General features: G+C 45.2%; 28 protein-coding genes. 21 read left to right on the forward strand and 7 right to left on the reverse strand.

Annotation, left to right across the window (positions count from 1 at the left end; translation table 11 throughout):
- Nucleotides 1-162: 162 nt before the first annotated feature.
- The 7 genes from AC3ZVC_RS07350 (at nucleotide 163) to AC3ZVC_RS07380 (ending at nucleotide 3,627) form a co-directional block, all read left to right on the forward strand.
- On the forward strand, nucleotides 163-879 hold the full coding sequence (locus tag AC3ZVC_RS07350) for a DUF459 domain-containing protein (protein ID WP_490067634.1): 717 nt from the start codon (nucleotides 163-165) through the stop codon (nucleotides 877-879).
- A 129-nt stretch (nucleotides 880-1,008) separates the two neighbouring features.
- A complete protein-coding gene (locus AC3ZVC_RS07355; protein ID WP_110064589.1) occupies nucleotides 1,009-1,353 on the forward strand; it encodes a hypothetical protein in 345 nt (114 codons plus the stop codon).
- A gap of 232 nt (nucleotides 1,354-1,585) precedes the next feature.
- On the forward strand, nucleotides 1,586-1,900 hold the full coding sequence (locus tag AC3ZVC_RS07360; RefSeq protein ID WP_214726277.1) for a magnetosome magnetite crystal formation protein family: 315 nt from the start codon (nucleotides 1,586-1,588) through the stop codon (nucleotides 1,898-1,900).
- A 26-nt stretch (nucleotides 1,901-1,926) separates the two neighbouring features.
- A complete protein-coding gene (locus AC3ZVC_RS07365; RefSeq protein ID WP_490067641.1) occupies nucleotides 1,927-2,157 on the forward strand; it encodes an SHOCT-like domain-containing protein in 231 nt (76 codons plus the stop codon).
- Between the two features lie 17 nt (nucleotides 2,158-2,174).
- A complete protein-coding gene (locus AC3ZVC_RS07370; protein ID WP_490067643.1) occupies nucleotides 2,175-3,035 on the forward strand; it encodes a DUF4097 family beta strand repeat-containing protein in 861 nt (286 codons plus the stop codon).
- 34 nt (nucleotides 3,036-3,069) lie between these two features.
- A complete protein-coding gene (locus AC3ZVC_RS07375; RefSeq protein ID WP_490067645.1) occupies nucleotides 3,070-3,264 on the forward strand; it encodes a PspC domain-containing protein in 195 nt (64 codons plus the stop codon).
- A 3-nt stretch (nucleotides 3,265-3,267) separates the two neighbouring features.
- Nucleotides 3,268-3,627, forward strand: a complete 360-nt coding sequence (locus AC3ZVC_RS07380; protein WP_490067647.1) for a phage holin family protein — start codon at nucleotides 3,268-3,270, stop codon at nucleotides 3,625-3,627.
- A 159-nt stretch (nucleotides 3,628-3,786) separates the two neighbouring features.
- Here AC3ZVC_RS07380 and AC3ZVC_RS07385 read toward each other — a convergent pair whose 3' ends face one another.
- From AC3ZVC_RS07385 to AC3ZVC_RS07415, 7 genes are all read right to left on the reverse strand, one after another.
- A complete protein-coding gene (locus AC3ZVC_RS07385) occupies nucleotides 3,787-4,455 on the reverse strand; it encodes an N-acetylmuramoyl-L-alanine amidase (protein ID WP_490067649.1) in 669 nt (222 codons plus the stop codon).
- A 119-nt stretch (nucleotides 4,456-4,574) separates the two neighbouring features.
- The gene (locus AC3ZVC_RS07390; protein ID WP_214726272.1) at nucleotides 4,575-5,306 is read right to left on the reverse strand and encodes a GntR family transcriptional regulator; all 732 of its coding nucleotides are present in this window, start codon (nucleotides 5,304-5,306) and stop codon (nucleotides 4,575-4,577) included.
- A 252-nt stretch (nucleotides 5,307-5,558) separates the two neighbouring features.
- The gene (gene nagB, locus AC3ZVC_RS07395) at nucleotides 5,559-6,293 is read right to left on the reverse strand and encodes a glucosamine-6-phosphate deaminase (RefSeq protein WP_490067653.1); all 735 of its coding nucleotides are present in this window, start codon (nucleotides 6,291-6,293) and stop codon (nucleotides 5,559-5,561) included.
- Complete coding sequence (gene nagA / locus AC3ZVC_RS07400; RefSeq protein WP_490067655.1) at nucleotides 6,290-7,480, reverse strand: N-acetylglucosamine-6-phosphate deacetylase; 1,191 nt, start codon at nucleotides 7,478-7,480, stop codon at nucleotides 6,290-6,292. The genes nagB and nagA overlap by 4 nt, the downstream gene beginning before the upstream one ends.
- 294 nt (nucleotides 7,481-7,774) lie before the next feature.
- The gene (gene murQ, locus AC3ZVC_RS07405; protein WP_490068858.1) at nucleotides 7,775-8,680 is read right to left on the reverse strand and encodes an N-acetylmuramic acid 6-phosphate etherase; all 906 of its coding nucleotides are present in this window, start codon (nucleotides 8,678-8,680) and stop codon (nucleotides 7,775-7,777) included.
- Nucleotides 8,680-9,750, reverse strand: a complete 1,071-nt coding sequence (locus AC3ZVC_RS07410; RefSeq protein ID WP_490067658.1) for a DUF871 domain-containing protein — start codon at nucleotides 9,748-9,750, stop codon at nucleotides 8,680-8,682. Before AC3ZVC_RS07410 ends, murQ begins: the two co-directional genes overlap by 1 nt.
- A 208-nt stretch (nucleotides 9,751-9,958) precedes the next feature.
- Nucleotides 9,959-11,338, reverse strand: coding sequence for a PTS transporter subunit EIIC (locus AC3ZVC_RS07415; protein ID WP_490067661.1), 1,380 nt, complete (start codon nucleotides 11,336-11,338; stop codon nucleotides 9,959-9,961).
- Nucleotides 11,339-11,695: 357 nt separating this feature from the next.
- Between AC3ZVC_RS07415 and hprK the strand changes: the two genes are divergently transcribed.
- The 14 genes from hprK to AC3ZVC_RS07485 all read left to right on the forward strand — a co-directional run bounded on the left by hprK (nucleotide 11,696) and on the right by AC3ZVC_RS07485 (nucleotide 24,552).
- Nucleotides 11,696-12,631: an HPr(Ser) kinase/phosphatase gene (gene hprK, locus AC3ZVC_RS07420; RefSeq protein WP_490067663.1), complete on the forward strand. Its 936-nt coding sequence runs from the start codon at nucleotides 11,696-11,698 to the stop codon at nucleotides 12,629-12,631.
- A gap of 361 nt (nucleotides 12,632-12,992) precedes the next feature.
- Nucleotides 12,993-13,808 carry a prolipoprotein diacylglyceryl transferase gene (lgt, locus tag AC3ZVC_RS07425; RefSeq protein ID WP_490067666.1) on the forward strand — a complete coding sequence of 272 codons (816 nt, stop codon included), beginning with the start codon at nucleotides 12,993-12,995 and terminating at the stop codon, nucleotides 13,806-13,808.
- Nucleotides 13,809-13,834: 26 nt separating this feature from the next.
- Nucleotides 13,835-14,782 (forward strand): nucleoside recognition domain-containing protein, encoded by a 948-nt coding sequence (locus AC3ZVC_RS07430; RefSeq protein ID WP_490067669.1) that lies wholly within the window; start codon nucleotides 13,835-13,837, stop codon nucleotides 14,780-14,782.
- Nucleotides 14,772-15,419, forward strand: coding sequence for a pyrophosphatase PpaX (gene ppaX, locus AC3ZVC_RS07435; RefSeq protein ID WP_490067672.1), 648 nt, complete (start codon nucleotides 14,772-14,774; stop codon nucleotides 15,417-15,419). The genes AC3ZVC_RS07430 and ppaX overlap by 11 nt, the downstream gene beginning before the upstream one ends.
- Nucleotides 15,416-15,967, forward strand: coding sequence for an acyltransferase (locus tag AC3ZVC_RS07440; protein ID WP_490067675.1), 552 nt, complete (start codon nucleotides 15,416-15,418; stop codon nucleotides 15,965-15,967). Before ppaX ends, AC3ZVC_RS07440 begins: the two co-directional genes overlap by 4 nt.
- Before the next feature lie 314 nt (nucleotides 15,968-16,281).
- A complete protein-coding gene (locus AC3ZVC_RS07445) occupies nucleotides 16,282-17,466 on the forward strand; it encodes an ATP phosphoribosyltransferase regulatory subunit (protein ID WP_490067678.1) in 1,185 nt (394 codons plus the stop codon).
- Entirely contained in the window at nucleotides 17,463-18,107 is a 645-nt protein-coding gene (gene hisG, locus AC3ZVC_RS07450; RefSeq protein ID WP_490067680.1) for an ATP phosphoribosyltransferase, read from the forward strand. The genes AC3ZVC_RS07445 and hisG overlap by 4 nt, the downstream gene beginning before the upstream one ends.
- 16 nt (nucleotides 18,108-18,123) lie before the next feature.
- Entirely contained in the window at nucleotides 18,124-19,395 is a 1,272-nt protein-coding gene (hisD, locus tag AC3ZVC_RS07455) for a histidinol dehydrogenase (protein WP_490067684.1), read from the forward strand.
- Nucleotides 19,396-19,410: 15 nt separating this feature from the next.
- Entirely contained in the window at nucleotides 19,411-19,998 is a 588-nt protein-coding gene (hisB, locus tag AC3ZVC_RS07460; protein WP_110064608.1) for an imidazoleglycerol-phosphate dehydratase HisB, read from the forward strand.
- Nucleotides 19,999-20,637 carry an imidazole glycerol phosphate synthase subunit HisH gene (hisH, locus tag AC3ZVC_RS07465; RefSeq protein ID WP_490067688.1) on the forward strand — a complete coding sequence of 213 codons (639 nt, stop codon included), beginning with the start codon at nucleotides 19,999-20,001 and terminating at the stop codon, nucleotides 20,635-20,637.
- The gene (hisA, locus tag AC3ZVC_RS07470; RefSeq protein ID WP_490067692.1) at nucleotides 20,634-21,365 is read left to right on the forward strand and encodes a 1-(5-phosphoribosyl)-5-[(5-phosphoribosylamino)methylideneamino]imidazole-4-carboxamide isomerase; all 732 of its coding nucleotides are present in this window, start codon (nucleotides 20,634-20,636) and stop codon (nucleotides 21,363-21,365) included. Before hisH ends, hisA begins: the two co-directional genes overlap by 4 nt.
- Nucleotides 21,365-22,123 (forward strand): imidazole glycerol phosphate synthase subunit HisF, encoded by a 759-nt coding sequence (gene hisF, locus AC3ZVC_RS07475; RefSeq protein ID WP_490067695.1) that lies wholly within the window; start codon nucleotides 21,365-21,367, stop codon nucleotides 22,121-22,123. Before hisA ends, hisF begins: the two co-directional genes overlap by 1 nt.
- Nucleotides 22,120-22,776, forward strand: a complete 657-nt coding sequence (hisIE, locus tag AC3ZVC_RS07480; RefSeq protein ID WP_490067697.1) for a bifunctional phosphoribosyl-AMP cyclohydrolase/phosphoribosyl-ATP diphosphatase HisIE — start codon at nucleotides 22,120-22,122, stop codon at nucleotides 22,774-22,776. Before hisF ends, hisIE begins: the two co-directional genes overlap by 4 nt.
- A 276-nt stretch (nucleotides 22,777-23,052) precedes the next feature.
- Nucleotides 23,053-24,552, forward strand: coding sequence for a tetratricopeptide repeat protein (locus AC3ZVC_RS07485; RefSeq protein WP_490067698.1), 1,500 nt, complete (start codon nucleotides 23,053-23,055; stop codon nucleotides 24,550-24,552).
- The last annotated feature ends 130 nt before the right edge of the window (nucleotides 24,553-24,682 follow it).

Raw genomic sequence — 24,682 nt, forward strand, 5'->3', positions numbered from 1 at the left:
GGTGAGAATTCTAGTAATAACGGAAATTTTCGATTTATTGGTCAGAACTCAATTTTATCAGTCACTTTGCGGCCTAACAATCATTCCAATCATAACGAAAACTGGCGGTTAAACCGATCACTTCCTTAATGCAAGGCACAACCAAGAAAGGAACACACATATATGAAAAAAGGAATCTTTCTATTAGCTGGAGCTCTCCTAATTGGGCTGGCACTTTATCTTTCTATTACCTTTTTAGGAGAAGAGAAAAAAGCGGATGGCGGCAAGATGATTGTGGCATTTGGCGATTCGCTTACCTATGGGTACGGAGATGAAACGAAGAAGGGTTATATCGGCAGGCTGCAGAGCAAGCTGAGCCGTGCTTATCCGGAGAGGAATTACCAAATAAAAAATTATGGTGTGTACGGCTATAAATCATCCGATGTATTAAAGCAGATGCTCAAGCCGAAAGTGGCGCAGGACCTTAAAGAAGCGGATATGTTCATCGTTTATATCGGGACGAATGATTTGCTGAAGAGCAATGGCGGAGATTTGTATCCACTCCACCATAAAAAGCTCGTCGAAGCTAAGAATGTGTATGAAGATAAACTAAACGGAATTCTTGAAACGCTAGAAACGGCCGATAATGAAGCTCCTATTATTCTGCTGGGGCTTTACAATCCATATCCGGATGGGGATAAAATTGAAAAATACATTGATCATTGGAACCAATCAATTCAGAAAACAGCAGAGCAAGATGAAAACATCACCTATATTTCTACCAATGAGTTATTCAAAGGGAAAAACAAGAAGCAATATTTCTCTGATTCTCTGCATCCGAACGGAAAAGGCTATGAATTAATCGCTGACAAGATCCTGAACGAGTACTCATTTAAATAATTATCCTTCAAGAATGACCTTCTCAACTTCTTCTTTGATAAGACAATGTAATGTTCTAGCAAAAAGCATGTAAACATACTGCGTTATAATTGTAACAAGGGAAATTTTAGACAAAATGGGGAGGTCATTATGGAGGACTATTTAGCGAAGTCATTAGATGAATGGAAAGAAGATATTTCAGAGGTATTGGATCAAATCAATAATGAGTACGAAGATGTGAAAAAAGAGCTGAAGGTTTATTCCTATAAATATGGAATCACCAAGCAGGTTATTCAATCGACAGTGAACGAAGAGATTATTGATAATATTCGCGAAATGTATCATAAGCCTTTTGAAGAAAAGTATAATGAACTGAAAGAGTACATACGGGATTTGGATGAAAAAAGAAAAGTGTTCCAAATGTTTGTGAACAAGATTGATGAAGTGAAACGGAAGGAAGCGCCGAGAACCGACCTGGCTGCTGCCTACAAATAAGCTTCAATGAAGGAAACCGTCTTTGCAGAAAGGCGGTTTTTGTCGTTAGCCAAAAGCTCTACGCCTTTTGGCCATTGAAGCCTAAGCCTGCAGATGTATTTTTGCAAAAACAGAGGTAAATACTCCTGCGGTTTCCTATAATGAAAGTGAGAAGAGGAAACGCTATTTGGTTTTACAAAAACGAAACCTTACCTGCTCCACATTCGTATTAGAGTAAAAGGAGCTGAAAACAATGGAAACGAGAAAGGTGCTATCCGCGTTAAGCTATTTCAGCATTATGTTCGCAGGATTTATATTTCCGCTAATTGTGTTTTTTGCAACTGGAGACCCGGAAGTGAAGCGGCATGCGAAGAGTGCATTCTTATCGCATTTAATTCCGCTGGTTCCTGTTCCCTTTATTATTTTTGCAGCAGTGACCCAGTTTACGGTTACCGGCCAGGATATTCCGGTATTTTTTCTGGCGGCTGTCGTCATCACGATCATTCTAAGTTTAATTGTACTAATCTGGAATATTATTAAAGGGGTAAAAGTCCTTATTGAAGAGTAGCAAATAGATATAGAGGAGGAACCAAAATGAAAGAGGAACGGAAACGCATACTAAAAATGGTAGAGGAAGGCAAGCTGACAGTTGATGAGGCTTTAACGCTATTAGAGCAGCTTGAAAATTCACACCAGACAATGGAACAAAAGCAGGAAGATCTTATTAAGGAACTCTCCGCAGATGTGAAGTTTGAAGAATCAAAGAAGGAGATCCCTACAGCTCAAAGCATCAAAGTGCCAAAGAAAAGATTATTGATTTCGTAGACTCTGCATTAAAGAAAGTGAAGGACTTTGACCTTGATTTCAATTTTGGCAAAAACGTTGAGATCTCGCATATTTTCCAGCATGCAGACACATACTTGAAGGATCTGGATATAGATGTTGCAAACGGAACAGTCAGGGTTGTACCGTGGGAGCAAAGCGATGTCCGTGTTGAATGCCATGCGAAGGTTTACCGGGTGGATAACCAGGAGGAAGCACGCAAGAATTTCCTTAAGGATGTTATTTTTGCCATTGAAGGACAAAAGCTCCGTTTCTCCACCCAGCAAAAGTGGATGAAGCTTGATGCTGTCATCTATATTCCGAAGGCAGAATATGAAAATGTTAAAATTCGCATGTTTAATGGACCAATTGAAAGTCAAAACTTATCAGTGGAAAACTTTAAAGCCAAAACCGCCAACGGAAAAATTACAATCAGGGATTTGAGCAGCAAATATGTTGAGGCGGAAACAGCAAATGGGCAGATTTCTGTTCAAAGAAGCCGGATCGATAGTCTTGAGGCTGAAACGCTTAATGGCGCCATTTTAGCGGAGGGGGACTTTGTAAAGGCGGAGCTGCAATCCTTTAATGGCAACGTAACCTGCAGGGCTGAAAATGAACGCTGTGAAAGGATAGAAGCAAAGGCGGCAACCGGCAGCATTGACCTGTTTGTACCCGATTTTGCGGCTGTCAGCGGAGAGCTGAGAACCAATCTGGGCGGTTTTCATGTAGATATTGAGGGAATAGAGGTAGTAGAAGAAAAGAGCGAAGTGATACAAAAAATGATGCGCTTTAAGTCTGTAAAAGAAGCGGATAGCGGACTTAAGCTATTGGCTGATTCGAAAACCGGGACGATTACGTTAAAAAGGTCATCAGCCTGGTAGGATCATAGCGTTTTTATGATGGGAGGGAAGCTTTATGAATAAGCTTATGCGCTCACGAAGCAACAGAAAAGTGGCTGGTGTCCTTGGCGGGCTATCTAAATCGATCGGTATTGACCCGACCATAACGAGGGTCATATTCATAGTCCTGCTCTTTACGACAGGAGTATTTCCAATGGCTTTGATTTATGCACTATTGGTGTTTGTGCTGCCGAACGAAGAGGTGCTGTAATCGATGAGATGGATGATTGGCATATTAATCAACGCCATCCTCTTTGTCGCCATTGCCGGCTTCTTTGAGGATTCTTTTTACCTGTCCGGGTTTGGCGCTGCCATCGGGGCCAGCTTTATGCTTTCAATTTTAAATATCCTTGTGAAGCCAATCCTGATTATATTGACATTGCCGGTCACAGTATTAACGCTCGGCTTGTTCCTGTTCGTCATTAATGCCGTCACATTAATGATCACAGACGGTTTCATGGGCGATTCCTTTGAAATTGCGGGTTTTGGCACGGCAATCATCGTTTCCATCATTATGTCGATCGTCAACCTGATTATCCAAAAAGCAGTATTAGAACCTGCGAAGGAAAAATGAAAAACCGCGCCAGAATGGGAAGTTGCACATAAAATTGGCTGTGTTAAGCTCAATGTTGATTTTAGCATCTTTTTGATGTGAGAGAATAACCGAAACAAACCCGGGACATGATGTTCCCATCCGAAAAAAGCCAGCACCATTTCACGTGCTGGCTTTTTCCTATTCAATGATAATCGCATTATAGCCATCGTTCAGTAAATTCCCTGCGAGTTTTTCAGCTTCTTGCCTTTCCTCAAAAGTAACCTGCACTTTATATTGTTTGGGTCCTTCCGATTTTCTTTTTAAACCGTATTGTTCAGCTATAGCTTTTACAATGGCTTGGGCACATCGTTTGCGGTAGACAGGTGTGCGGAGCAGTGCGGCTTCTTCTTTGTTTGTCATAAACCCGCATTCCACAAGGACGGCGGTCATTTTCGTTTCCCGGAGGACATGGAAGTCGGCCGTTTTTACGCCGCGGTCGCGCAAGCCGGTTGAGTGAATTAAATTCCGCTGAATCTTTTGTGCAAGTTCAAGCGCTTCCTGAGGCCTGGAAGGATAGACGAATGTTTCAATCCCGCCGACCTCGTTCCAGCCGCCCGTTCCATATGCATTAGCATGAATGGACACATAGCAGTCTGCATGAAGCTTGTTTGCGAGGTCAGTCCTCTCAGAGAGAGGTGCATCCCGCTCATCCGAATGGGCAAAATAAACAGTCACATTTTGATAGTTTTCCAGCAGACCCTTTGCAAGGTTTGCTACAGCTCGGTTGAATTCATATTCCCGTATACCATCGGGACTTCTTTTTCCGGAAGTGTCGTATCCATGGCCGGCGTCCAGCATAATCTTCATTTTTATCTCCCCTTTCTGAGTCATTTTTTTATAAAAATATTCTCACTTATATAATATGGACAAACCCTGTAAAAGGACATGGCAAAATAAAAAAGGAGAAAACCCCCATGGGCTTTCTCCTATTTAGTGGCGCGCTGCATCGAATGGACAAATTTATAGCGGTCTGCCCGGTATGCTGATTTTACAAGCTCAAAAGGCGTGCCATCCTGCAAAAATGAAGTTCTGACAATCAGAAGAACAGGGGAGCCTGTATCGACTTGCAGATGCTTTACCTCTGTTTCTTTTGCAATGGAAGCTTCAATTTGCTGTGTCGCTTCACTGATTGTGAGCGCCAGTTTTTCCTCAATATATTGATATAATGATTGGTTGATGATTTCTTCCGTAAGCCCTTTTACCAGATTGGCAGGAAGGTAGGTCGTTTCTAGTGCCATTGGCAGGTTATCAGCCATGCGCACCCGCTTAATTTCATAAACAGGCGTATTTTCTTTAATGCCAAGCTTACGGGCAAGCTGCGGTTCAGCCGGGATAATTTCAAAGGAGATCAGGCGGCTGCTTGGCACCATGCCCCGTTCTTTCATATCCTCTGTAAAACTTGTCAGACCCTGCAGCTTCTGCTCAACCTTCTGCTTATTGACGAAGGTTCCCCGGCCTTTTTGCCTGTACAAAAATCCATCGTTCACCAGGTTGTTCAAGGCTTGCCTGACCGTCATGCGGCTGATCTGGTATTGCTCGGAATACTCGCGTTCAGACGGAATCGCTTCATCAGGCTTTAAAATTCCGTTTTCAATTAAGTGTTTAATATACTCCTCTAATTGATGGTAAATCGGAATAGGTGATTGTTTATCGATCATGGGAAATTCTCCTATCACTTTGTCTTCAGATTGTTGTTTTTGTACTATAAAAATTTGCCCGTTGATTTCCGCTCCAGTCACTTGCTTTCCGCGGGGAGGAACGGGAGCCTCCTCGGCGTTTCACGCCTGCGGGGTCTCCCGCTCCCTCTCTTCCCGCAGGAGTCAAGTGCCTTCCGCTTCAATCAACTCAGTAATTAAAACCAGTTTGTAAGCAACTAATTTTGCGAAAACAGCCTTTAACAAAGCATTGTCTTAATAATCCTGCACCAAACGTAGCGCTTCTTCATCGGTAATGATCGTCACATTGGGATGAAGCTTTAGAGCAGAGGCTGGAAACTGCTCATCAGGCTCTCCATTTACCAGGCGTCTGATTGCTTCTGCCTTAGCTGAGCCTGATGCGAGCAGCACGATTTCTCTGCTATCAAGGATGGAGGCGATGCCCATTGTAATCGCATGGGCAGGAACTTCATCGATGGATTCGAAAAATCTTGCATTTGCTTTTCGTGTGCTTTCCGCAAGCTTGACGACATGCGTCCGGCTTTTAAAAGAAGTGCCTGGCTCATTGAAGCCGATATGCCCGTTGCGGCCGATGCCCAGCAGCTGCAGATCAATATCCGCAAGGTCTTTAATCAGCTGTTCATAACGCTGGCATTCCTGGTTAATATCTTCCGCCGTCCCATTAGGGAGATGCGTGTTTTCGAGCGGAAGATTAAGATGTTTAAAAAGCTCGCAGTTCATAAAATATCGGTAGCTGTTAGGGTCAGAAGAAGGCAGGCCGATATATTCATCCAAATTAATCGTTGTGATGTTTTCATAGGAGGTGCCGTTTTCAAGATGATCTTTAATCAGCTCAGCGTAAACTCCTTTTGGCGTACTGCCGGTTGCCAGCCCTAAAGTCATATCTGGATTGGAACGTATTTTTTCGATCATCAGCAGTGCCGCTTTATGGCTCATATCCTCATAATGGGCTGCTCGGATAATCTTCAAGAAGACTTCACCTCGCGTTCAAAAGCCTTTATACCTCTGCAAAAGGTCATTACCACCTCGAGATTTTCATCCAGGATCACCAGGTCAGCATCCTTTCCTTCCGAGATGCTGCCTTTCCGGTCATAGATGTTCATCTGTTTGGCCGGATTGCTGCTGGCAAGGCGGACGGCTTCCAATAAAGTGATATCCGTAAAATCAATCATATTCTTAATCGAATCTTTCATTTTTAAAATGCTGCCAGCCAATGTTCCATCAGCGAGCAGGGCCTGGCCATTTTCAACGGTGACATCCTGTCCTCCGAGATCATAATGGCCGTTCTTCAGGCATTTGGCTCTCATCGAATCAGTAATCAGAATCATGCCATCCTGGCCTTTGGCGTTGAGAGCAAGCTTAATCATTTCCGGCCGGACGTGTATGCCGTCTGCGATCATTTCAACAATGAGTTCTTTGAATAAAAGAGCAGCCCCGGCAACGCCTGGCTCCCGGTGATGCAAGCCTCTCATGCCGTTAAAAAGGTGGGTCACATGCGTGGCACCTGCTTTAACGGCTTCCTCCATTTCGGTGAAAATAGCATCACTATGGCCGATCGAGGCAACAACGCCATTTTCGCTTAAATAGCGGATAAAATCGTAGCCGTTCGCCTTTTCAGGCGCCAGCGTAATAAGTTTGATTGTGTGGTTTGCAGCTTCCTGCCAGCGTTTAAAAAGCTCGATATCAGGTTCGAGAATATGGTTCCTCGGCTGGGCTCCGCCTCTTTTTTCATTAATAAACGGTCCTTCTAAATGGATACCGATGATCTCTGCTTTGCCTGGCGTGTTTTGCTCTTTTTGATAGAGGGCTGCATTAGACAGCGCCGCCTCTATCTTTTCTTTTTCCTGGGTAATGGTGGTAGCCAGAAAGCTGGTTGTTCCTTCTGCCGGAAGAACGCTGGCCATTGTGGTGAGAGCTTCCGGCGTTGCATCCATCGTATCCGCTCCGCCTGCCCCGTGAATATGGACATCAATAAATCCCGGGCTGATCGTCTGTTCCGGGGGAAGTTCCATGATTTCTATATCCTGATCAATAGCAGGAATCTCATCCATGCTTCCCACTTTTATGATCTTTTCATTTTCTATTAAAATAAAACCGTTATTAAGAAGGTCGTGTTCTCGAATAATTTTCGCATTTTTTATAAGAAGACGGCTCATCTTACTTCATCTCCGTTCAAGTCTTAGTATAGGGTTAAGAGTATACCTCTATTATAAAAGGTTTATGAATAGATGTCTATACCAGTTGATGTAAATATACACTGGTTTATATTTGGTCTATACAACTAAAATAAAAAAGGATAGAGAGCACCAAATGAATGTGGCTTTCTATCCTTTTTATTGGGTTCGCGGATAAATCAATTTTTTCGCGGATAAATCGAAAATGCCGGCTTAATTCCGATTTGGCTAGTCATTCTTCTGCAGAAAACACTGCTAAGAATCCTAATTCTATCCCTAGTTTGAATGATATTCTGCTATTGCTTCACGCAAATAGCCGTTATGCTTATCCAAAAGCTCTGCCGCTGCTTCGCCTTTTAATCCAGTTAAGATTTGCAGGATGGCAGCCTTCGTATTATGCTTTTGCTCCAGCAGAGCGGCTTTGGCTTCCTTATCAGATGCGCCTGTTGCCATTTTGACGATATTCTCCGCTCGTTTGAACAGCTTTTCATTGGTCATTTGCACGTCGACCATCAGATTCCCGTACACTTTTCCGAGCTTGACCATAGACGCCGTCGTAAGTATGTTCAATACCAGCTTTTGCGCAGTTCCTGCTTTCATGCGTGTGGAGCCTGTAACCACTTCCGGACCCGTGATCGGCGCAATCGTATATCTTGAGATTTTCTCCATCTCGGAATCCTTTGTGCAGGCGACCGAAACCGTAACAGCTCCGACTTCGTTTCCGTATTGAAGCGCTCCGATTGTGTATGGAGTGCGTCCGCTTGCTGCGATTCCGACAAGCACATCATTCTCAGTCAGGCTGATATCCATCACATCCTGGCGGCCTTGCGCACTGTCATCTTCAGCGCCTTCAATCGCATCGGTCATCGCCTCTTTTCCGCCGGCGATAATGCCGACAACCATTTCAGGATCGGTGCCATAGGTTGGAGGACATTCGGAAGCATCAATAATGCCAAGCCTTCCGGAAGTGCCGGCCCCTACATAAATGAGACGGCCGCCTTTTTTAAAACTCTCCACAATCTCATCCACCACTTTTACAATATGGGGAATTTCCCGTGCGATGGCATTGGGAACAATCGTATCCTCCTGATTGATGATTGTAATAATTTCTTCTGTTGTCATTAAATCAATTTCCATTGTTTTTGGATTTCGCTGCTCGGTATTAAGCTTCGTAATATTCATCATTGATCCCTCACCACTAATTGAAATTTTGTTCCCGCTTTGATTTGGTCCAAAAGAGGAAGGTCTTCCTCTATGACTCTGGCCACCACATTGACGCGTTCATCCCGCGGCAGGTCTGCCAGAGCGATTTGCATTTCGCCTGCATAGCGTCCGTATAGAACATTATCAACCGTCACCATGCCTTTATTACGATCCACCTGGTTAGCAGGTTCCAGTTTAGTTTGTCCCTGCTGGGCATATGATCTTGATTCCACTGACCGGATCACATCCCGGGCAGGATCCATGCGGTTTGTATGGACTTGTTTAAAAAGGTCCTCATGGTGCTGCCCGCCAAGAGTCTCGATGCGAAGAGGAATCACACCCTCGGCCATTTTGGTTAATTGCATCAATGTCTCATCATTTACCGAATGGTCACCGATTAATACTTTATCCGTATAACAGCTGTTCATTAATTCAGCAGCTGCCGCAGCAGGGGAGAAGCCCCGATGTTTTTCCAAAGTCGGCAGTCCTGAGAAAACAGGACCGCGCCGTTCGCCATCACCGGGAACAAAAGCCATCGTTGTAATGCCCATTCCTTTTAAAAATTGATTTCTTTTGATTAAAAACTCTCTGTCCAGACCTGTTTCAGGGCGCGGGTAAAAGTTATGCCATGCCTCTACATTGCTGGCGTTTAAGCCAAGATCGAGCCACTCTTGCAGCTCCTTTGCTGGAATGGTGCTCGCATTTATTCCAAGTTTCATTTTTTTCGAGAGTTTAACAATTTGGGAAGCTGAAAAGCCATAATCAGCCCGAATGCCAGCCAGGCCCCAGTCAAGAAGGGTATCGATCGATTCCCAATTTAAGCCCAAGTGGCCTAATGATTGCGGAGAAACATCCGCCAGCAGCTCCATATCATGCTGTTTGGCCAGAGCGCCGAGCTCCTGCAGCAAATGCTTATATGTACTGTGGTCGTCTTCAGGAATATGGAGGGAAGTGAAAATGGATTTTAACCCAAAGGAAGCTGCTTTCCCAATCCATTCCGCATTTTGTTCCTGCCGTTTATCAGATAAATAGACTGATATTCCAAGCATCAAGCTCACCTCAATTTAAGTTCGAATTTTTAAAAAATATGACCTCATAAGTAAAGAAGGAGGAATCGATCCTCCTTCTTTATTTGTTTTGGCTCTGTTAAATTTGCCTGTTGATTTCAGCACGAGGCACTCCCTTTCCGCGGGTGGTCCGACGCTCCAATCAACAGGGTGCTAAAAAACAACAATAAGCTATAACAGAGCCTTTGTTTTAAATATTTTTCGCCATTTCTTCCTTAAATCCGAACATCCATGTGAACAGGAAGCCGAATGCATAGGCGATTAATAAACCGATTAGGTACAATACTATTTGATGTGTGTGCACGAGGAAGGCAAGCGGTATGCCGGAAACCCCGATCGCAATCGTGGCAATTTTAAAGAACGCCTGGAATGCTCCGCCAACAGCAGCTCCTAGACATGCTGTTAAGAACGGGCGTCCCAATGGAAGGGTTACCCCGAAGATCAGCGGTTCGCCGATGCCGAGAATTCCAACCGGAAGACCGCCTTTGATGACTTTTTTCAGACGGGCATTCTTTGTTTTGAAATAGATGGCAAATGCTGCACCGACCTGGCCTGCGCCGCCCATTGCCAGGATTGGCAGAAGCGGGTCATCGCCGATTGTATTGATTAATTCCATATGCACAGGTGTTAAACCTTGGTGCAAGCCGGTTACAACAAGCGGAAGGAATGTTCCGGCAAGTACTAATCCGGCAAGGACGCCGCCAATATCAAGAATGCCAAGCAATCCTTTTGTAATGATATCTGACAGGAATCCGCCAACAGGCTGCAGGATAAAGAATGTTGCAAAGCCTGTGATTAATAAAGCAAGAGTAGGTGTTACGATAATATCAACAGCTGATGGAACCACTTTGCGGATTCTCTTTTCTAAAAAGGCGATAAGAGCAGCTGCCAGCATGACGCCAATTAATCCGCCTCGCCCAGGAACAAGTGCTTCACCGAAAAGAGTAATATTCGCAAGGCCCGGGTTGATTAACAGGATACCGGCCGCACCACCAAGAGCAGGCGATCCGCCAAATTCCTTCGCTGTATTAATACCAACGAACACGCCCAGGTAACTGAATAATCCCCAGCCAATTAAGCTCAGCATCTGTACTAAAGTTGATTCCGGATCTGCGCCGGAGCGGATCACTACATTTGTAATCCCCGCGACCAAACCGGATGCAACAATCGCCGGAATCAGCGGGATGAAGATACTGGCAATTTTTCTTAAAAATAATTTGAATGGTGTGGCATTTTTCTCATTGAGTCCAGCTTTTGTACGTGCAGCCAGGCCTTCCAATGAAGTATCAATTTCTTCGCCATCATCCACAGAAGCCACATTCATGCCCGTCATTTTTGATACCTCGTCAGCCACCTTTGTGACAATACCCGGTCCCAGAATGATTTGCAGTGTTTCTGCTTCAACAACGCCCATAACTCCATCAATATCCTTGATGCCTTCGAGGCTGACCTTGCTTGCATCAACCGGTTTCACACGAAGGCGGGTCATGCAGGAAGCCAGTTCTGCGATATTGCCGGTGCCGCCCAACTGATCCGTAATCTCTTTCGCCAAGCGTTCTTCTTTACGCATGAGCTTTTCCCCCTCATAAAAAAATAGAATACAAGTGCAAGAAACAAATAAAAAGTCAATGAATCCGCTTACATACTAATATTACCAACTAACAGTATAGTTGTCTATACCATTTATGTATATTTTTATATTGTTAAAGATTTCGAGGCTGTCTTACCATAACTATACGCTGCCTAATGTGAAAAATTGTCCATTCCGTTGCCGATTAAGCAAAAGGGCCTATAACATCCTTAAACTTTTGTAAAATTCGCTATCAGAAATTTGGTTCTGCGTTAAAAAGTGCTAAAATAAGAGGAACTATTATAGGACATTAAACAATTTCATCCGAGAAGTGCCAGCATAAAGGAGGAGCTTAACTTGGTAAAAGTTCGCACAAAAGATATTATAGAAAAATTTGGTCTTGAGCTGATTGCCGGGGAGGAAGGCATTAACCGGCCGATTACAACGAGTGATATCTCACGGCCAGGGCTTGAGATGGCTGGCTATTTTGATTACTACCCGGGAGAAAGGGTTCAGCTGCTGGGGAAAACGGAGCTAACCTTTGCGGAAAAATTAAACGATACAGACCGGGAAAGCCGCCTGGAACGTTTATGTACGGATATTACGCCGGGCATCATTATCACAAGGTCGCTTGAAATTCCGGAAGAGCTCATCGAAGCCGCTGAACGCGAGTCTGTACCTCTTCTTCGTACAAAGCAAAAAACAACCCGATTTTCCAGCTTGCTGACCAACTTTCTTGAAAGCAAGCTTGCCCCTACGACTGCAGTCCATGGTGTTCTAGTCGATATATATGGTGTAGGGGTGCTGATTACGGGAAAAAGCGGTGTCGGTAAAAGTGAAACAGCTCTTGAACTCGTAAAACGGGGCCATCGTCTTGTTGCAGATGACTGTGTGGAAATCAGGCAGGAGGATGAAGATTATCTAGTCGGAAACTCGCCGGAACTTATTGAGCATTTGCTTGAAATCCGCGGCCTTGGCATCATTAATGTTATGACATTGTTTGGAGCAGGGGCAGTCCGCAGCTATAAGAAAATCTCCGTTGTGATGAATCTGGAGCTGTGGGATCCGAAAAAGCAATACGACCGCCTCGGCCTTGATGAAGAAAAAATGAAAATCATCGATACGGAAATCACAAAGCTGACGATTCCGGTCCGCCCTGGACGTAACCTTGCTGTTATCATTGAAGTTGCGGCCATGAACTTCCGCCTAAAACGAATGGGCATGAATGCAGCCGAACAATTTACCAACCGCTTGTCTGATGTCATTGAAGACGGCGATCATGAGGACCGTTAAGTTTGCTTTTCATTTCAATCAAACGTTTGATTGAAGTCTAATAAACGGCTTCATTAAAGGAATTAAGTGATATAAATAGAGGAAGCACAACCATAGATAACTGTCTAGCTCCAGGCGCCATCGGCTCGAGGTCATAAGCCAATCCGTCACAAAGGTTAAAGAACAACCTTCATGCAGGCTTGTCTTATGCTTGAGGCCCGCAGGACAAGGAAAGCTTCGTCAGCATCCTCATCGCTCGACCAAAAGCGGCAGCTTTTGGGAGGATGCGGGTCATTCAGACGTTGCCACAGGACGTGGCGGTTTTAGTCTGCGTTCTAATTAAGCGGGCGCCTTGCGCTTTTCTAGAGAAGGAGAAGTGATCATGGAAAACAATATACAGCCGCTTGATCCGATTGCCATTTCCCTTGGACCGATCCAAGTCCATTGGTATGGCCTCATTATCGGGATCGGCATTGCGTTGGCTCTCATCATTGCAATGAGGGAAGGGGAGAGAAGGGGACTCCCTAAGGATATTTTTGCAGATTTAATGCTTTGGGCCATTCCTATTGCCATTATTTCCGCACGGATTTATTATGTTATATTTCAATGGGACTTTTACTCGCAGAACCCGGGCGAGATTATAAAAATATGGAATGGCGGAATTGCCATTCATGGAGCTCTAATTGGTTCCGTCATCACCGCTTATATTTTTGCGAAAAACAAAAAGATTTCCTTCTGGCAGCTTGCTGATGTTGCAGCGCCAAGTATTATTTTAGGTCAGGCAATCGGACGCTGGGGCAACTTTATGAACCAGGAAGCACACGGCGGGGAAGTCAGCCGCGCTTTTTTGGAAAATATGCACCTGCCTGAATTTATTATTAACCAAATGTATATCAATGGTGCTTATTATCATCCAACGTTTTTATATGAATCAATTTGGAATATAATTGGGTTTGTTATTCTTATATTATTAAGAAGAGCGAATTTGCGGCGCGGAGAGCTTTTCCTTACGTATGTGATCTGGTATTCAATCGGCCGTTTCTTCGTGGAAGGATTGCGGACAGACAGCCTGATGCTTACAGACACATTAAGAATCGCGCAGACGATTTCAATTGCTCTTATTATTGGCGCGCTTGCTCTCATTTTCTATAGAAGAAAAACAGGATTGGCAGACGCCCGCTATTTGGATAAAGCATAGAAAAAACGAACAAAGGGAGAAAAGAGATGCTGGTTGAATCATCGAAACGGGGGCTCATGGTCGGCTTAAAGACAACATGGACACTTGGAAAAGTCATTTTTCCGGTTACGCTGATCGTGGCAATGCTGCAGCATACGCCAGTGCTTCCATGGGTTATAAAGCTGATCACGCCTCTTATGAATCTGATTGGGCTGTCAGGGGATGCAGCCATACCGCTTGTTTTGGGGAATTTTTTGAATTTGTATGCCGGAATCGGGGCGATTTTAACGCTTGATCTCACGGTAAAAGAAGTTTTTATTATCGCAGTCATGCTGTCTTTTTCGCATAATATGCTGATTGAAACGGGAGTAGCCCTAAAAGTCGGCGTCAAGCTTTGGGTTGTTTTAGCCGTAAGATTCGGTCTTGCGTTCATTAGCGCGGCAGTCATTAATTTAACCTGGCAGGGCGGTTCGGAAACGGCCAAGTACGGATTTATCCCAGCAAAAGAAGAGCAGGTGTCCGGATTCGTTCCCATCATAATGGATGCACTGCAAACAGCATTGCTTGGGATTTTCCAGCTTGCCATAATTGTTATACCGCTTATGGTGGCTATTCAAATTTTAAAAGACAAACAATGGCTCGCTGTTTTTTCAAAATGGATGGCGCCTGTTACAAGAGCGCTGGGTATGAAAGAAAATACGTCAACCACTTTGGCGGCTGGCTTGCTGATTGGTCTCGCCTACGGGGCGGGTGTCATGATCCAGGCTGTCCAGGAGGATGGTGTCAGCAAAAAAGATGTTACGATCGCATTTATATTCCTCGTAGCCTGCCACGCTGTTGTGGAGGATACGCTGATCTTTGTTCCTCTGGGCATTCCAATCCTGCCGCTCCTGCTCATCCGCTTGGGGGTAGCAATTGTGCTGACACTGGTGGTTGCAATGATTTGGAACCGTGCTGATCTGGCAAAAAGAAAGGAAGCAACATATGAGTATTAACACAATTTTATTTGATTTAGACGGAACATTAATCGATACAAATGAATTAATTATATCTTCATTTTTGCATACACTGGGGCAATATTACCCAGAACGGTATCAGCGTGAGGATGTCCTTCCCTTTATGGGGCCAACGCTTCATGAAACATTCGAATCGATCAACCCGGAGAAAGTGGAGGAAATGATCACTGTTTACCGGGAGTACAATATTAAAAATCACGATGTCCTTGTGAAGGAGTTTGAAGGCGTATTCGAAACAGTGCGGACTTTAAAGGAATCCGGCTACAAGCTGGGCATCGTAACGACCAAGGTTTCCAATGTAGTAGATAAGGGCTTAAAGCTGACAAATCTTGATCAATTTTTTGATGTGGTTGTGACGCTCGATCATGTGGAAAAACCGAAGCCGGATCCGGAGCCCATTTTAAAAGCGTTGAATTTATTGGATGCAAAGCCGGAAGATGCGATCATGGTTGGAGATAACTCACACGATATTGAAGGCGGGAAAAACGCCGGCACGAAAACGGCAGGAGTTGCCTGGACGGCCAAAGGCCGCGAGTTTCTGGCCCGCTTTGAACCTGATTATATGCTCGACAACATGGCTGACCTGCTTGATATCCTTGAGGCAGAAAAGCAATGAGAAAAACGGAACGTTACCCAGTCGAGGGCGGCAATTCTCTCTGGCATGTGTATAAAACCGTTCCGTTCTGGAAGGTCGTCAAAAACTTTGCTGTCATCCAGCTGGCACGCTATACACCGTTTCTCGGCATGAAGAACTGGCTCTACAGGACCTTTTTAAGAATGAAGGTGGGGGACCAAACGTCATTCGCACTCATGGTCATGCTGGATGTCATGTTTCCGGAAAAAATCAGCGTCGGCCGCAACACGGTTATCGGCTATAACACAACGATTCTGGCACATGAGTACCTGATCAAAGAGTATCGTCTCGGCCGAGTTGAAATTGGCAGCGAAGTCATGATCGGCGCCAATTCGACAATCCTGCCGGGTGTCACGATCGGTGACGGAGCCATCGTATCCGCGGGAACGCTCGTCCACAAGGATGTCCCTGCCGGCGCCTTCGTCGGCGGCAACCCGATGCGGGTTATATACACAAAGGAAGAACTCGCCGCTCGCTGGGCAGACGATCCGATATATGGCATGAATGAGGAGAAGGCTCCGCTGGCTTAGGCTGGCGGGGTTTTTTATATCCCCGTGATCAGGATAGATACAAAACCGCATCAGATCAAGGAGTGGCGCATAAATTCGAAAAGTGACGCAAAAAACGCTATCGGCTCAAATAACCTCTCCTATAAAAGAGCAAACTAAAGCAAAAGCTCCTTTTTCAAACCAAAAAGGAGCCTTTTTTATGCAGGATCAAATTTTTCTCCAACCTATTGGTTGACGTCACAAACGAACCGCGTTACACTACATATAACTTCAATTTGTTACCATATTAGCGAACTAAAGGATTCGGAATTTTTTAGTCATAGAGGTGAATACTTTTGAGCCGATTATTTATGTTTGAAAAACCATTAGGAATGAGAGATACATTACCTGATTTGTATGAAAGAAAAGCTGCAGTCAGGTCATCCATTCAGGAAGAAATGAAGCGCTGGGGCTACCAGTTTATTGAAACGCCTGCGCTTGAATATTACGAAACAGTTGGAGCGGCTTCTGCTATTCTTGATCAGCAGCTGTTCAAGCTCCTTGACCAGCAGGGGCATACACTTGTACTGCGCCCGGACATGACCGCTCCAATCGCGAGGGTGGCGGCTTCACGCCTGTTAAAAGATGAGCTGCCAATCCGGCTGGCCTATTCTGCGAATGTTTACCGCGCCCAGCAGCGGGAGGGCGGACGCCCGGCCGAGTTTGAGCAGATCGGCGTTGAGTGTATTGGCGACCATACAATAAGCGCAGATGGAGAAGGCATGGCACTGATGATTTCTTCCTTAAAAGAAGCAGGACTCCAGAACTTTCAGCTGTCTGTCGGCCATGTCGGATTTGTGCGCGAATTCTTCCAGCAGATTCTTGGAACGGCAGAAAGAGTTGAAAACTTAACCAGATTTTTATATGAAAAGAATTATGTGGGGTATAGGGAACATGTAAAAAGCCTGGCCCTTTCATCCATCGATAAACAAAGGCTTCTCGACTTCCTTAAATTAAGAGGCGGAGAAGAAGTTATTGAAATGGCTTATGGCCTTCTCGAAAACGGTACAGGCAAAAAGGCCCTTGCCGAGCTGCAGCAGCTATGGGGAATCATGCTTGATTACGGTCAGGAGGACACAGTTAAATTTGATTTAACGCTTGTCAGCCATATGAGCTATTATACGGGCATCCTGTTTGAAGTTTATGCCGGAAACGTCGGTTTCCCGATTGGAAACGGCGGCCGCTACGATCTTCTGCTTCGAAAATTCGGAAAAGATACTGGAGCGACCGGTTTTGCGATCAGACTGGACCGCCTGCTTGAAGCTCTCGAAGATAACAAAGCAGCTGAACCGGTTTACTGCATTTTATATAGCCCGGAGCGCCGAAAAGAAGCATTCCAGCTTGCAAAGGAACAGCGCGCATCCGGAAAGAAAGTGGTTCTTCAGGATATCAGCGGCGTGAAGGATCTTGATGCCTGTACGAACCAATATGAGGATATTACCTTTTTAGTCGGAAAAGCTGGAAAGGAGAGCGTAAAATGAGTGACGTTTTAACGATTGCGATGCCGAAGGGCCGCATTTTTGAAGAAGCTGCCGAATTGCTGCGCCAGGCGGGCTTCCAACTGCCTCCTGAATTTGATGATTCGCGCAAGCTGATTATAGATGTGCCGGAAGAAAAATTCCGGTTTATCCTCGCAAAGCCGATGGATGTGCCAACCTATGTGGAGCATGGCGTTGCAGATCTTGGAATTGCCGGGAAGGATGTTATGCTTGAGGAAGAGCGTGATGTTTACGAGCTGCTTGATTTAAAAATCAGTGCCTGCTATCTTGCGGTTGCTGGCCTGCCAAACACAAAGCTAAACGATGTTGCTCCTAAAATCGCGACAAAGTATCCGCATATCGCGGCTGCCTATTTCCGCGAGCAGGGAGAGCAGGTTGAAATCATTAAGCTGAACGGATCCATCGAGCTGGCTCCAATGATCGGGCTTGCAGATCGGATCGTTGATATCGTTTCAACAGGCCGTACTTTAAAAGAGAACGGACTCGTTGAATACGAAACAATCGTGGGAATCACCTCAAGGCTGATTGTTAATCCTGTCAGCTACCGCATGAAGGACGAACGAATCAGCGAGCTCGTTGGCCGGCTGTCAGAAGTTATTTCAGGAGAAGAAATAAGCTCTTAAAAGGATGTAGAACCCTATGAAAATTTTAAAAGTAAAAGACCAGGTTTCGATTAAACGGTCTGTTGATAATGGAACGGAGGATCAGCGGGCAATTGTAAAAGGTATCATTGAAGCAGTCCGCCAAAATGGAGACCAGGCGTTAAAAGAATACACGGAAAAATTTGATGGCATCTCCCTTGATGATTTTGCGGTAACACAGGCTGAGATTGAAGAAGCATACAGCCAGGTGGATGAAGAAATCCTCGAGATCATTAAAGAAGCTGCTGATAATATCAAGTCCTTCCATGAAAAACAGCTGCGCCCATCCTGGATGACAACCGAGGAAAATGGCACAGTCCTAGGGCAAAAGATTACACCGCTTGATTCGGTTGGGTTGTATGTTCCAGGCGGAACGGCGGCATATCCGTCATCCGTACTCATGAATGTGATTCCTGCAAAGGTAGCGGGCGTCAAACGGATTGTGATTACTTCGCCTCCTGATAAAAAGACCGGCAAGCTGCCTCCGGCGGTTCTGGCAGCCGCACATATCGCAGGTGCGGAAGAAATCTATAAAGTTGGCGGAGCCCAGGCGATTGCCGCCCTTGCATATGGTACTGAAACGATTGCTTCAGTCGATAAAATCACAGGACCAGGAAATATTTTTGTAGCACTCGCCAAGCGTGAAGTTTTTGGCGATGTGGATATTGATATGATCGCTGGCCCAAGTGAAATTGCCATTCTTGCAGATGAGACGGCACAGCCTGATGAGGCTGCAGCTGATCTTTTATCACAGGCTGAGCATGATCCTATGGCGAGTGCGGTGCTCGTTACACCATCGTCGGCTTTGGCAGAAGCGGTTTCAGCAGAAGTTGAACGCCAGCTTGCCGAGCTGCCGCGCCAGGAAATTGCCGCTCAGTCCATCATGAATTATGGCGCCATTTATGTGACGGAAAGTATGGATGAAGCGGTTGAAACGGTTAACAGTCTCGCTCCGGAACACCTTGAAATTTTAACAGAGAACCCGATGGAGCTTCTTGGACAAATTCGGCACGGAGGTGCCATTTTCCTTGGAAGATTCAGTCCGGAACCGGTCGGCGATTATTTTGCAGGCCCGAACCACGTTCTGCCGACCAACGGAACCGCCCGTTTTTCAAGTCCGCTAAACGTGGAGGATTTTCAAAAGAAATCAAGTATTCTTTTATATAGTGAAAAAGCTTTAAGAAGCAATGGCGAAAAAATTGCGGCATTTGCACGACTCGAAGGGCTTGAAGCCCATGCCCGCTCCATTGAAACAAGACTAAGAAAATAAGCTGGAGGAATAATCATGGCCAGAACTGCAGAAATTTCCCGTAAAACAAACGAAACAAATATCTCACTTTCCTTAAATATAGATGGGGAAGGCAAAAGCGACCTGGAAACAGGCGTGCCTTTTATGACACATATGCTTGACCTGTTCGCCAAGCATGGGCAATTTGATTTGAACATTGTTGCCAATGGGGATACGGACGTTGATGACCACCATACGACAGAGGATATCGGCATTTGCCTCGGACAAGTGCTGAAGGATGCTTTAGGTGATAAAAAGGGCATCAAGCGCTATGGCAACGCTTTTGTTCCAATGGATGAAGCTTTGGCTCAAGTTGTGGTTGACCTCAGCAATCGCCCGCACCTGGAAATGCGCGCAGAGTTTCCAAGCCAAAAGGTTGGCACGTTTGATACGGAGCTAGTGCATGAATTCCTCTGGAAGCTTGCACTTGAAGCAAGAATGAACCTGCATGTGATCGTCCACTACGGACAAAATACACATCACATTATTGAAGCGATTTTTAAAGCGCTCGCTCGTGCTCTTGACGAAGCGACAACTATTGACCCGCGGATTAAGGGAGTTCCATCAACGAAAGGGATGTTGTAAATGATCGGCATCATTGATTACGGAATGGGGAATCTCTTTAGTGTCAGCAAAGCGCTCGAACGCTTGGAAGTTCCTTATTTTTTATCTGAAAATAAAGATGAGCTGATGAAGGCAGATGGATTGATTTTGCCGGGAGTCGGCTCCTTTAAAGATGCAATGTCCATCTTGAATTCTACAGGCCTTGCTGATCTGGTAAAAGAGTATGCAGAAACAGGAAAGCCGCTGCTGGGTATTTGCCTCGGGATGCAGCTTTTGTTTGAGGATAGCGAAGAGAATGGGCTGACTGAAGGTTTGCAGCTCCTGCCCGGCCATGTAAGACGTTTTCCAGGCACAACAGCTGAAGGCGAAACGTATAAAGTGCCGCATATGGGCTGGAATCGCCTTGAATTCTTACATAGCTCTCCCATTTTAAAAGGGCTTGAAGAAGATTATGTTTATTTCGTCCACTCCTATTTTGTGGATACTAATGATAAAGAAGTTGTCATCAGCAGAAGTTTGTATGATGTAGAAGTGCCGGCAGTTGTCGGCAGGGGAAATGTGTTCGGCATGCAATTCCACCCTGAAAAAAGCAGTGCGCTCGGGATGGCGCTGCTGCGCAACTTTACCGAGCTGGTTGAAGAAAGGATGTCTGTGAAATGAGTTTTACCATTTATCCGGCAATCGATATGAGAGGCGGCAAGTGCGTTCGGCTGCTGCAGGGGGACTATGATAAGGAAACAGTCTACGGCGATTCTCCTTTTGATATGGCCAAAAAGTTTGCTGATGAAGGAGCAGGCTGGATCCATATGGTGGACCTTGACGGCGCTAAGGACGGGAAGCGCGTCAATGATGAATACGTCATACAGGCGGCTCGCGAACTCGGAGTATCTGTCCAAATCGGCGGAGGGATCCGTACAGAACAAGACATTCTTCACTACCTTGAAAATGGCATTACCCGGGTGATTATTGGAAGTATTGCTGTATCTAATCCAGCGTTCGCAATTGAGATGATCCAAAAATACGGAAAAGCGATTGCTGTCGGGCTTGATGCAAAAAATGGCTATGTAGCAACACATGGCTGGCTTGAAACCTCTGAAGTCAAGGCAGTTGACCTTGGTAAAAGATTTGCAGATGCTGGTGCTGAAACCTTTATTTTTACTGATATCGCAACTGATGGCATGCTTTCAGGTCCAAATGTGGAAGCGGTTCGTCTTCTCGCGCAGGAAACAGGCAAAAGCGTCATCGCTTCCGGCGGTGTCAGCCAGCTGGCAGATCTGGCTCAATTGAAGCAGTACGCGGGAGAAGGCGTGTCCGGTGCAATTGTCGGAAAGGCTATTTACGAAGGGCGATTTACTGTGGCAGAAGCCTTAAAAGAGGTGAAGAAATAATGCTGACAAAACGTATCGTTCCTTGCCTGGATGTTAAAGAGGGCCGTGTTGTAAAAGGAATTCAGTTTGTTCAGCTGCGTGATGCCGGAGATCCGGTTGAGCTTGCCCGATTTTATGATGAACAGGGTGCTGATGAACTGGTATTCCTCGATATTTCAGCTTCTCATGAAGGCCGGAAAACGATGGTGGAAGTCGTTAAGGCGGTTGCTTCTGAGCTTGCCATTCCATTTACAGTCGGTGGCGGGATTAATGCGCTGGAAGATATGAAGCGGATTTTGCGCGCAGGGGCCGACAAGGTTTCCCTTAATACAGCTGCTGTAAATAACCCTGATCTAATTACAGAAGGTGCGAACTTCTTCGGATCCCAGTGCATCGTCGTAGCGATTGACGCAAAATATGATGAAGAGCTAGGTTCCTGGCGTGTGTACACACATGGCGGCCGGACACCAACTGAACTTGAAGTCATTGCCTGGGCCAGGGAAGCTGCTGAACGCGGCGCCGGCGAAATTTTACTGACAAGCATGGATTCAGACGGCGAGAAAAAAGGCTTCGATCTTAAGCTTACGAAAGCAGTCAGTGAAGCTGTTTCGATTCCGGTAATCGCATCCGGCGGTGCCGGCAATGCCGATCACTTTGCCGAAGCATTTATCGATGGAAAAGCAGATGCCGCCCTGGCAGCATCGATTTTTCACTATAAAGAAACATCTGTTACAGAAGTGAAAGCTTATATAAAGGAAAAAGGGGTGGTTGTCCGGTGAATATTGAGAGCGTGAAGTTTGATGAAAAGGGACTAATCCCTGCTGTAGTGCAAAATGCGAAGACTAAAGAAGTTTTGACACTCGCTTATATGAACCAGGAGTCACTATTAAAATCAGTGGAAACAGGCGAAACCTGGTTCTTCAGCCGTTCCCGCAATGAGCTCTGGCATAAAGGGGCTACAAGCGGAAACACACAGAAAATCGTTGAAATGAAGCTTGATTGCGACCAGGACGCCATTGTGGTATTGGTTGAGCCAGCAGGTCCTGCCTGCCATAAAGGAACGGAAAGCTGCTTTGAGGAGAGAGTGTACGGGGAAGAAGCTGGCGGATCTGCATCTGATTTATCTTCATACGAAATTCTCTACACACTTGAAAAAGTCATCGCAGAGCGCGAAAAAACACGTCCTGAAGGAGCTTATACGACCTACCTCTTTGAAAAGGGCGTCGATAAAATCCTGAAAAAAGTCGGCGAAGAATCAGCTGAAGTCATCATCGCAGCCAAAAACCGCGATAAGGAAGAACTAAAATGGGAATCTGCCGACCTGATCTATCACTTAATGGTACTCCTGCGCGAACAGGACCTGCCTTTTAATGAAGTTTTGAAAGTATTAAATAAGCGGCACGATAAGAAAAGTGAACCGGCCTCCGAATAAGGGAGGGCGGTTTTTTTAATACCTCTTAGAGTCCCTCAACCTCCCCCATACCGTACAGGCAAAGGCCGCCGCTACCTTCCGCCGCCCCGCTATCGGGACATTCCCCATATAGATATCCAGCTATATTAAACTGCTGCGATAACCCTTTAAAACATAACAGCGGTAAGATTTCCAATAAAAAAATCCTGCTGGAAACACTATTGTGATTTCATCCCTTCTCCGCAGGCTTGTTCGTATGATATACTACTTTAGTTACTAACATTAATGGAGGATTTCATGAGCAAAGACTCTAAGGCTAGACACCAAAAAGGAAAGTTACTGTCATTTATCCCGACAGGTGAGTACTATTTTTCAAAAGGAATTAAGGCGTACCACCGCAGGGATTTTCATAAAGCGAAGAAATACTTAATGCGTGCGATGCAGCTTGAGCCGGGTGAACCGATGATTGTTTGTCAGCTGGCGATTGTCCATTCCGAGATGGGCGAGTATCAGGAATCAAATCGTTTGCTTCATATGATACTGGAGGAGCTTGATGAGGATATGGTGGAGTGCCATTATTTCCTCGCAAACAATTATGCTCATTTGGGTCTTTTTAAGGATGCTTATCAGCACGCGAATACGTATCTTGATTTGGATCGGGACGGAGAGTTCACGGAAGATACAGAGGATCTATTGGATTTACTGACGCTTGAGGCGGATGATTTGGATGAGGATCTTTACGAGCAGGATGATTTAATTACGAAGCAGGAGCATGCACGAGAATTGCTTGAGTCCGGGCATTTTCCGAAAGCGGTGGAGATTCTGAATTCGGTTATTGATGAATATCCGGAGTATTGGTCCGCATACAACAACCTGGCATTGGCGTATTTTTACCTGGGAGAGGTCCAAAAGGCCTCCGATATTCTGGAGAAAGTTCTTGAGGAAAATCCGGGGAATCTACATGCTCTTTGCAACAAGCTTGTTTTTGCCTTTTACGAGCGTGATTTCAGGCAGGTGCGTTTGTTAAAAGAGGCGCTGAAAAAAATTAAGCCGCTTTCGGTTGAACATCAGTTTAAACTTGGTGCGACTTTTGCGTTAACAGGTGAATACGATGCTGCTTTTTCATGGCTGCGCAAGCTTCAGAAAAAGGGCTTTGAAGGGGACGGTCCATTCTATTACTGGCTGTCTTACTCAGCATATTTTACCGGGAAGGAAGAACTGGCGAAATCTGCATGGAAGAAAGCGATCGAAATCAATCCGGAGAAGGTTGGCTTTGAACCTTGGAATGATGAAAAAGTGACGAACAGCGGTTTTGAAGACCACTATTCTTCCATTCTGAAAAAGCTGGAAAGCGATTATATCGAAGAGCGCTTATTTGGACTTTTCCTAACGTCCGTTTCCAGCAGAAAAAATGACATTTTGGCATCAGACGCAATGGTCAAAAATGACAGGTTCACACAAATGGAAAAGGATTATCTTTCATTTGTTAAGAACGAGCAGGAAACGCCGAACGGTGTTCAGGATGCGCATAAAACAGCCGAGCTGCTTTACGAAAACCATCATCCTATCGGTACAGTGGAAGCTGGGTTATATTTAATGTGGTTTACCATCTTTGTTGAAATGACAAATAACCAGCAGAATGTTAAAAATAAAGAAGCCTGGGCCGCTGCAATTGAATATGTGTGGCATAAGCTCCGCAACGAAAAGGTTTCACAATCAAAAATAGCCGGCAGGTACGGAATTTCCGCTTCGACAATGGGCAAATATGTGAAATCTGTGAACGACCGTCTTCAGTGAGCAGATTTTTGGACGAAACACTCTTGGATTTTATAGGATAGCAGTAAGAAGGTCATACTATAATATGCGTAATAAAGGACTATTTAATAAAAAACCTTGCGGATATTACAGGAGAGCAGAATACTGAAGG

Source organism: Cytobacillus sp. C11.1, assembly GCF_058145115.1.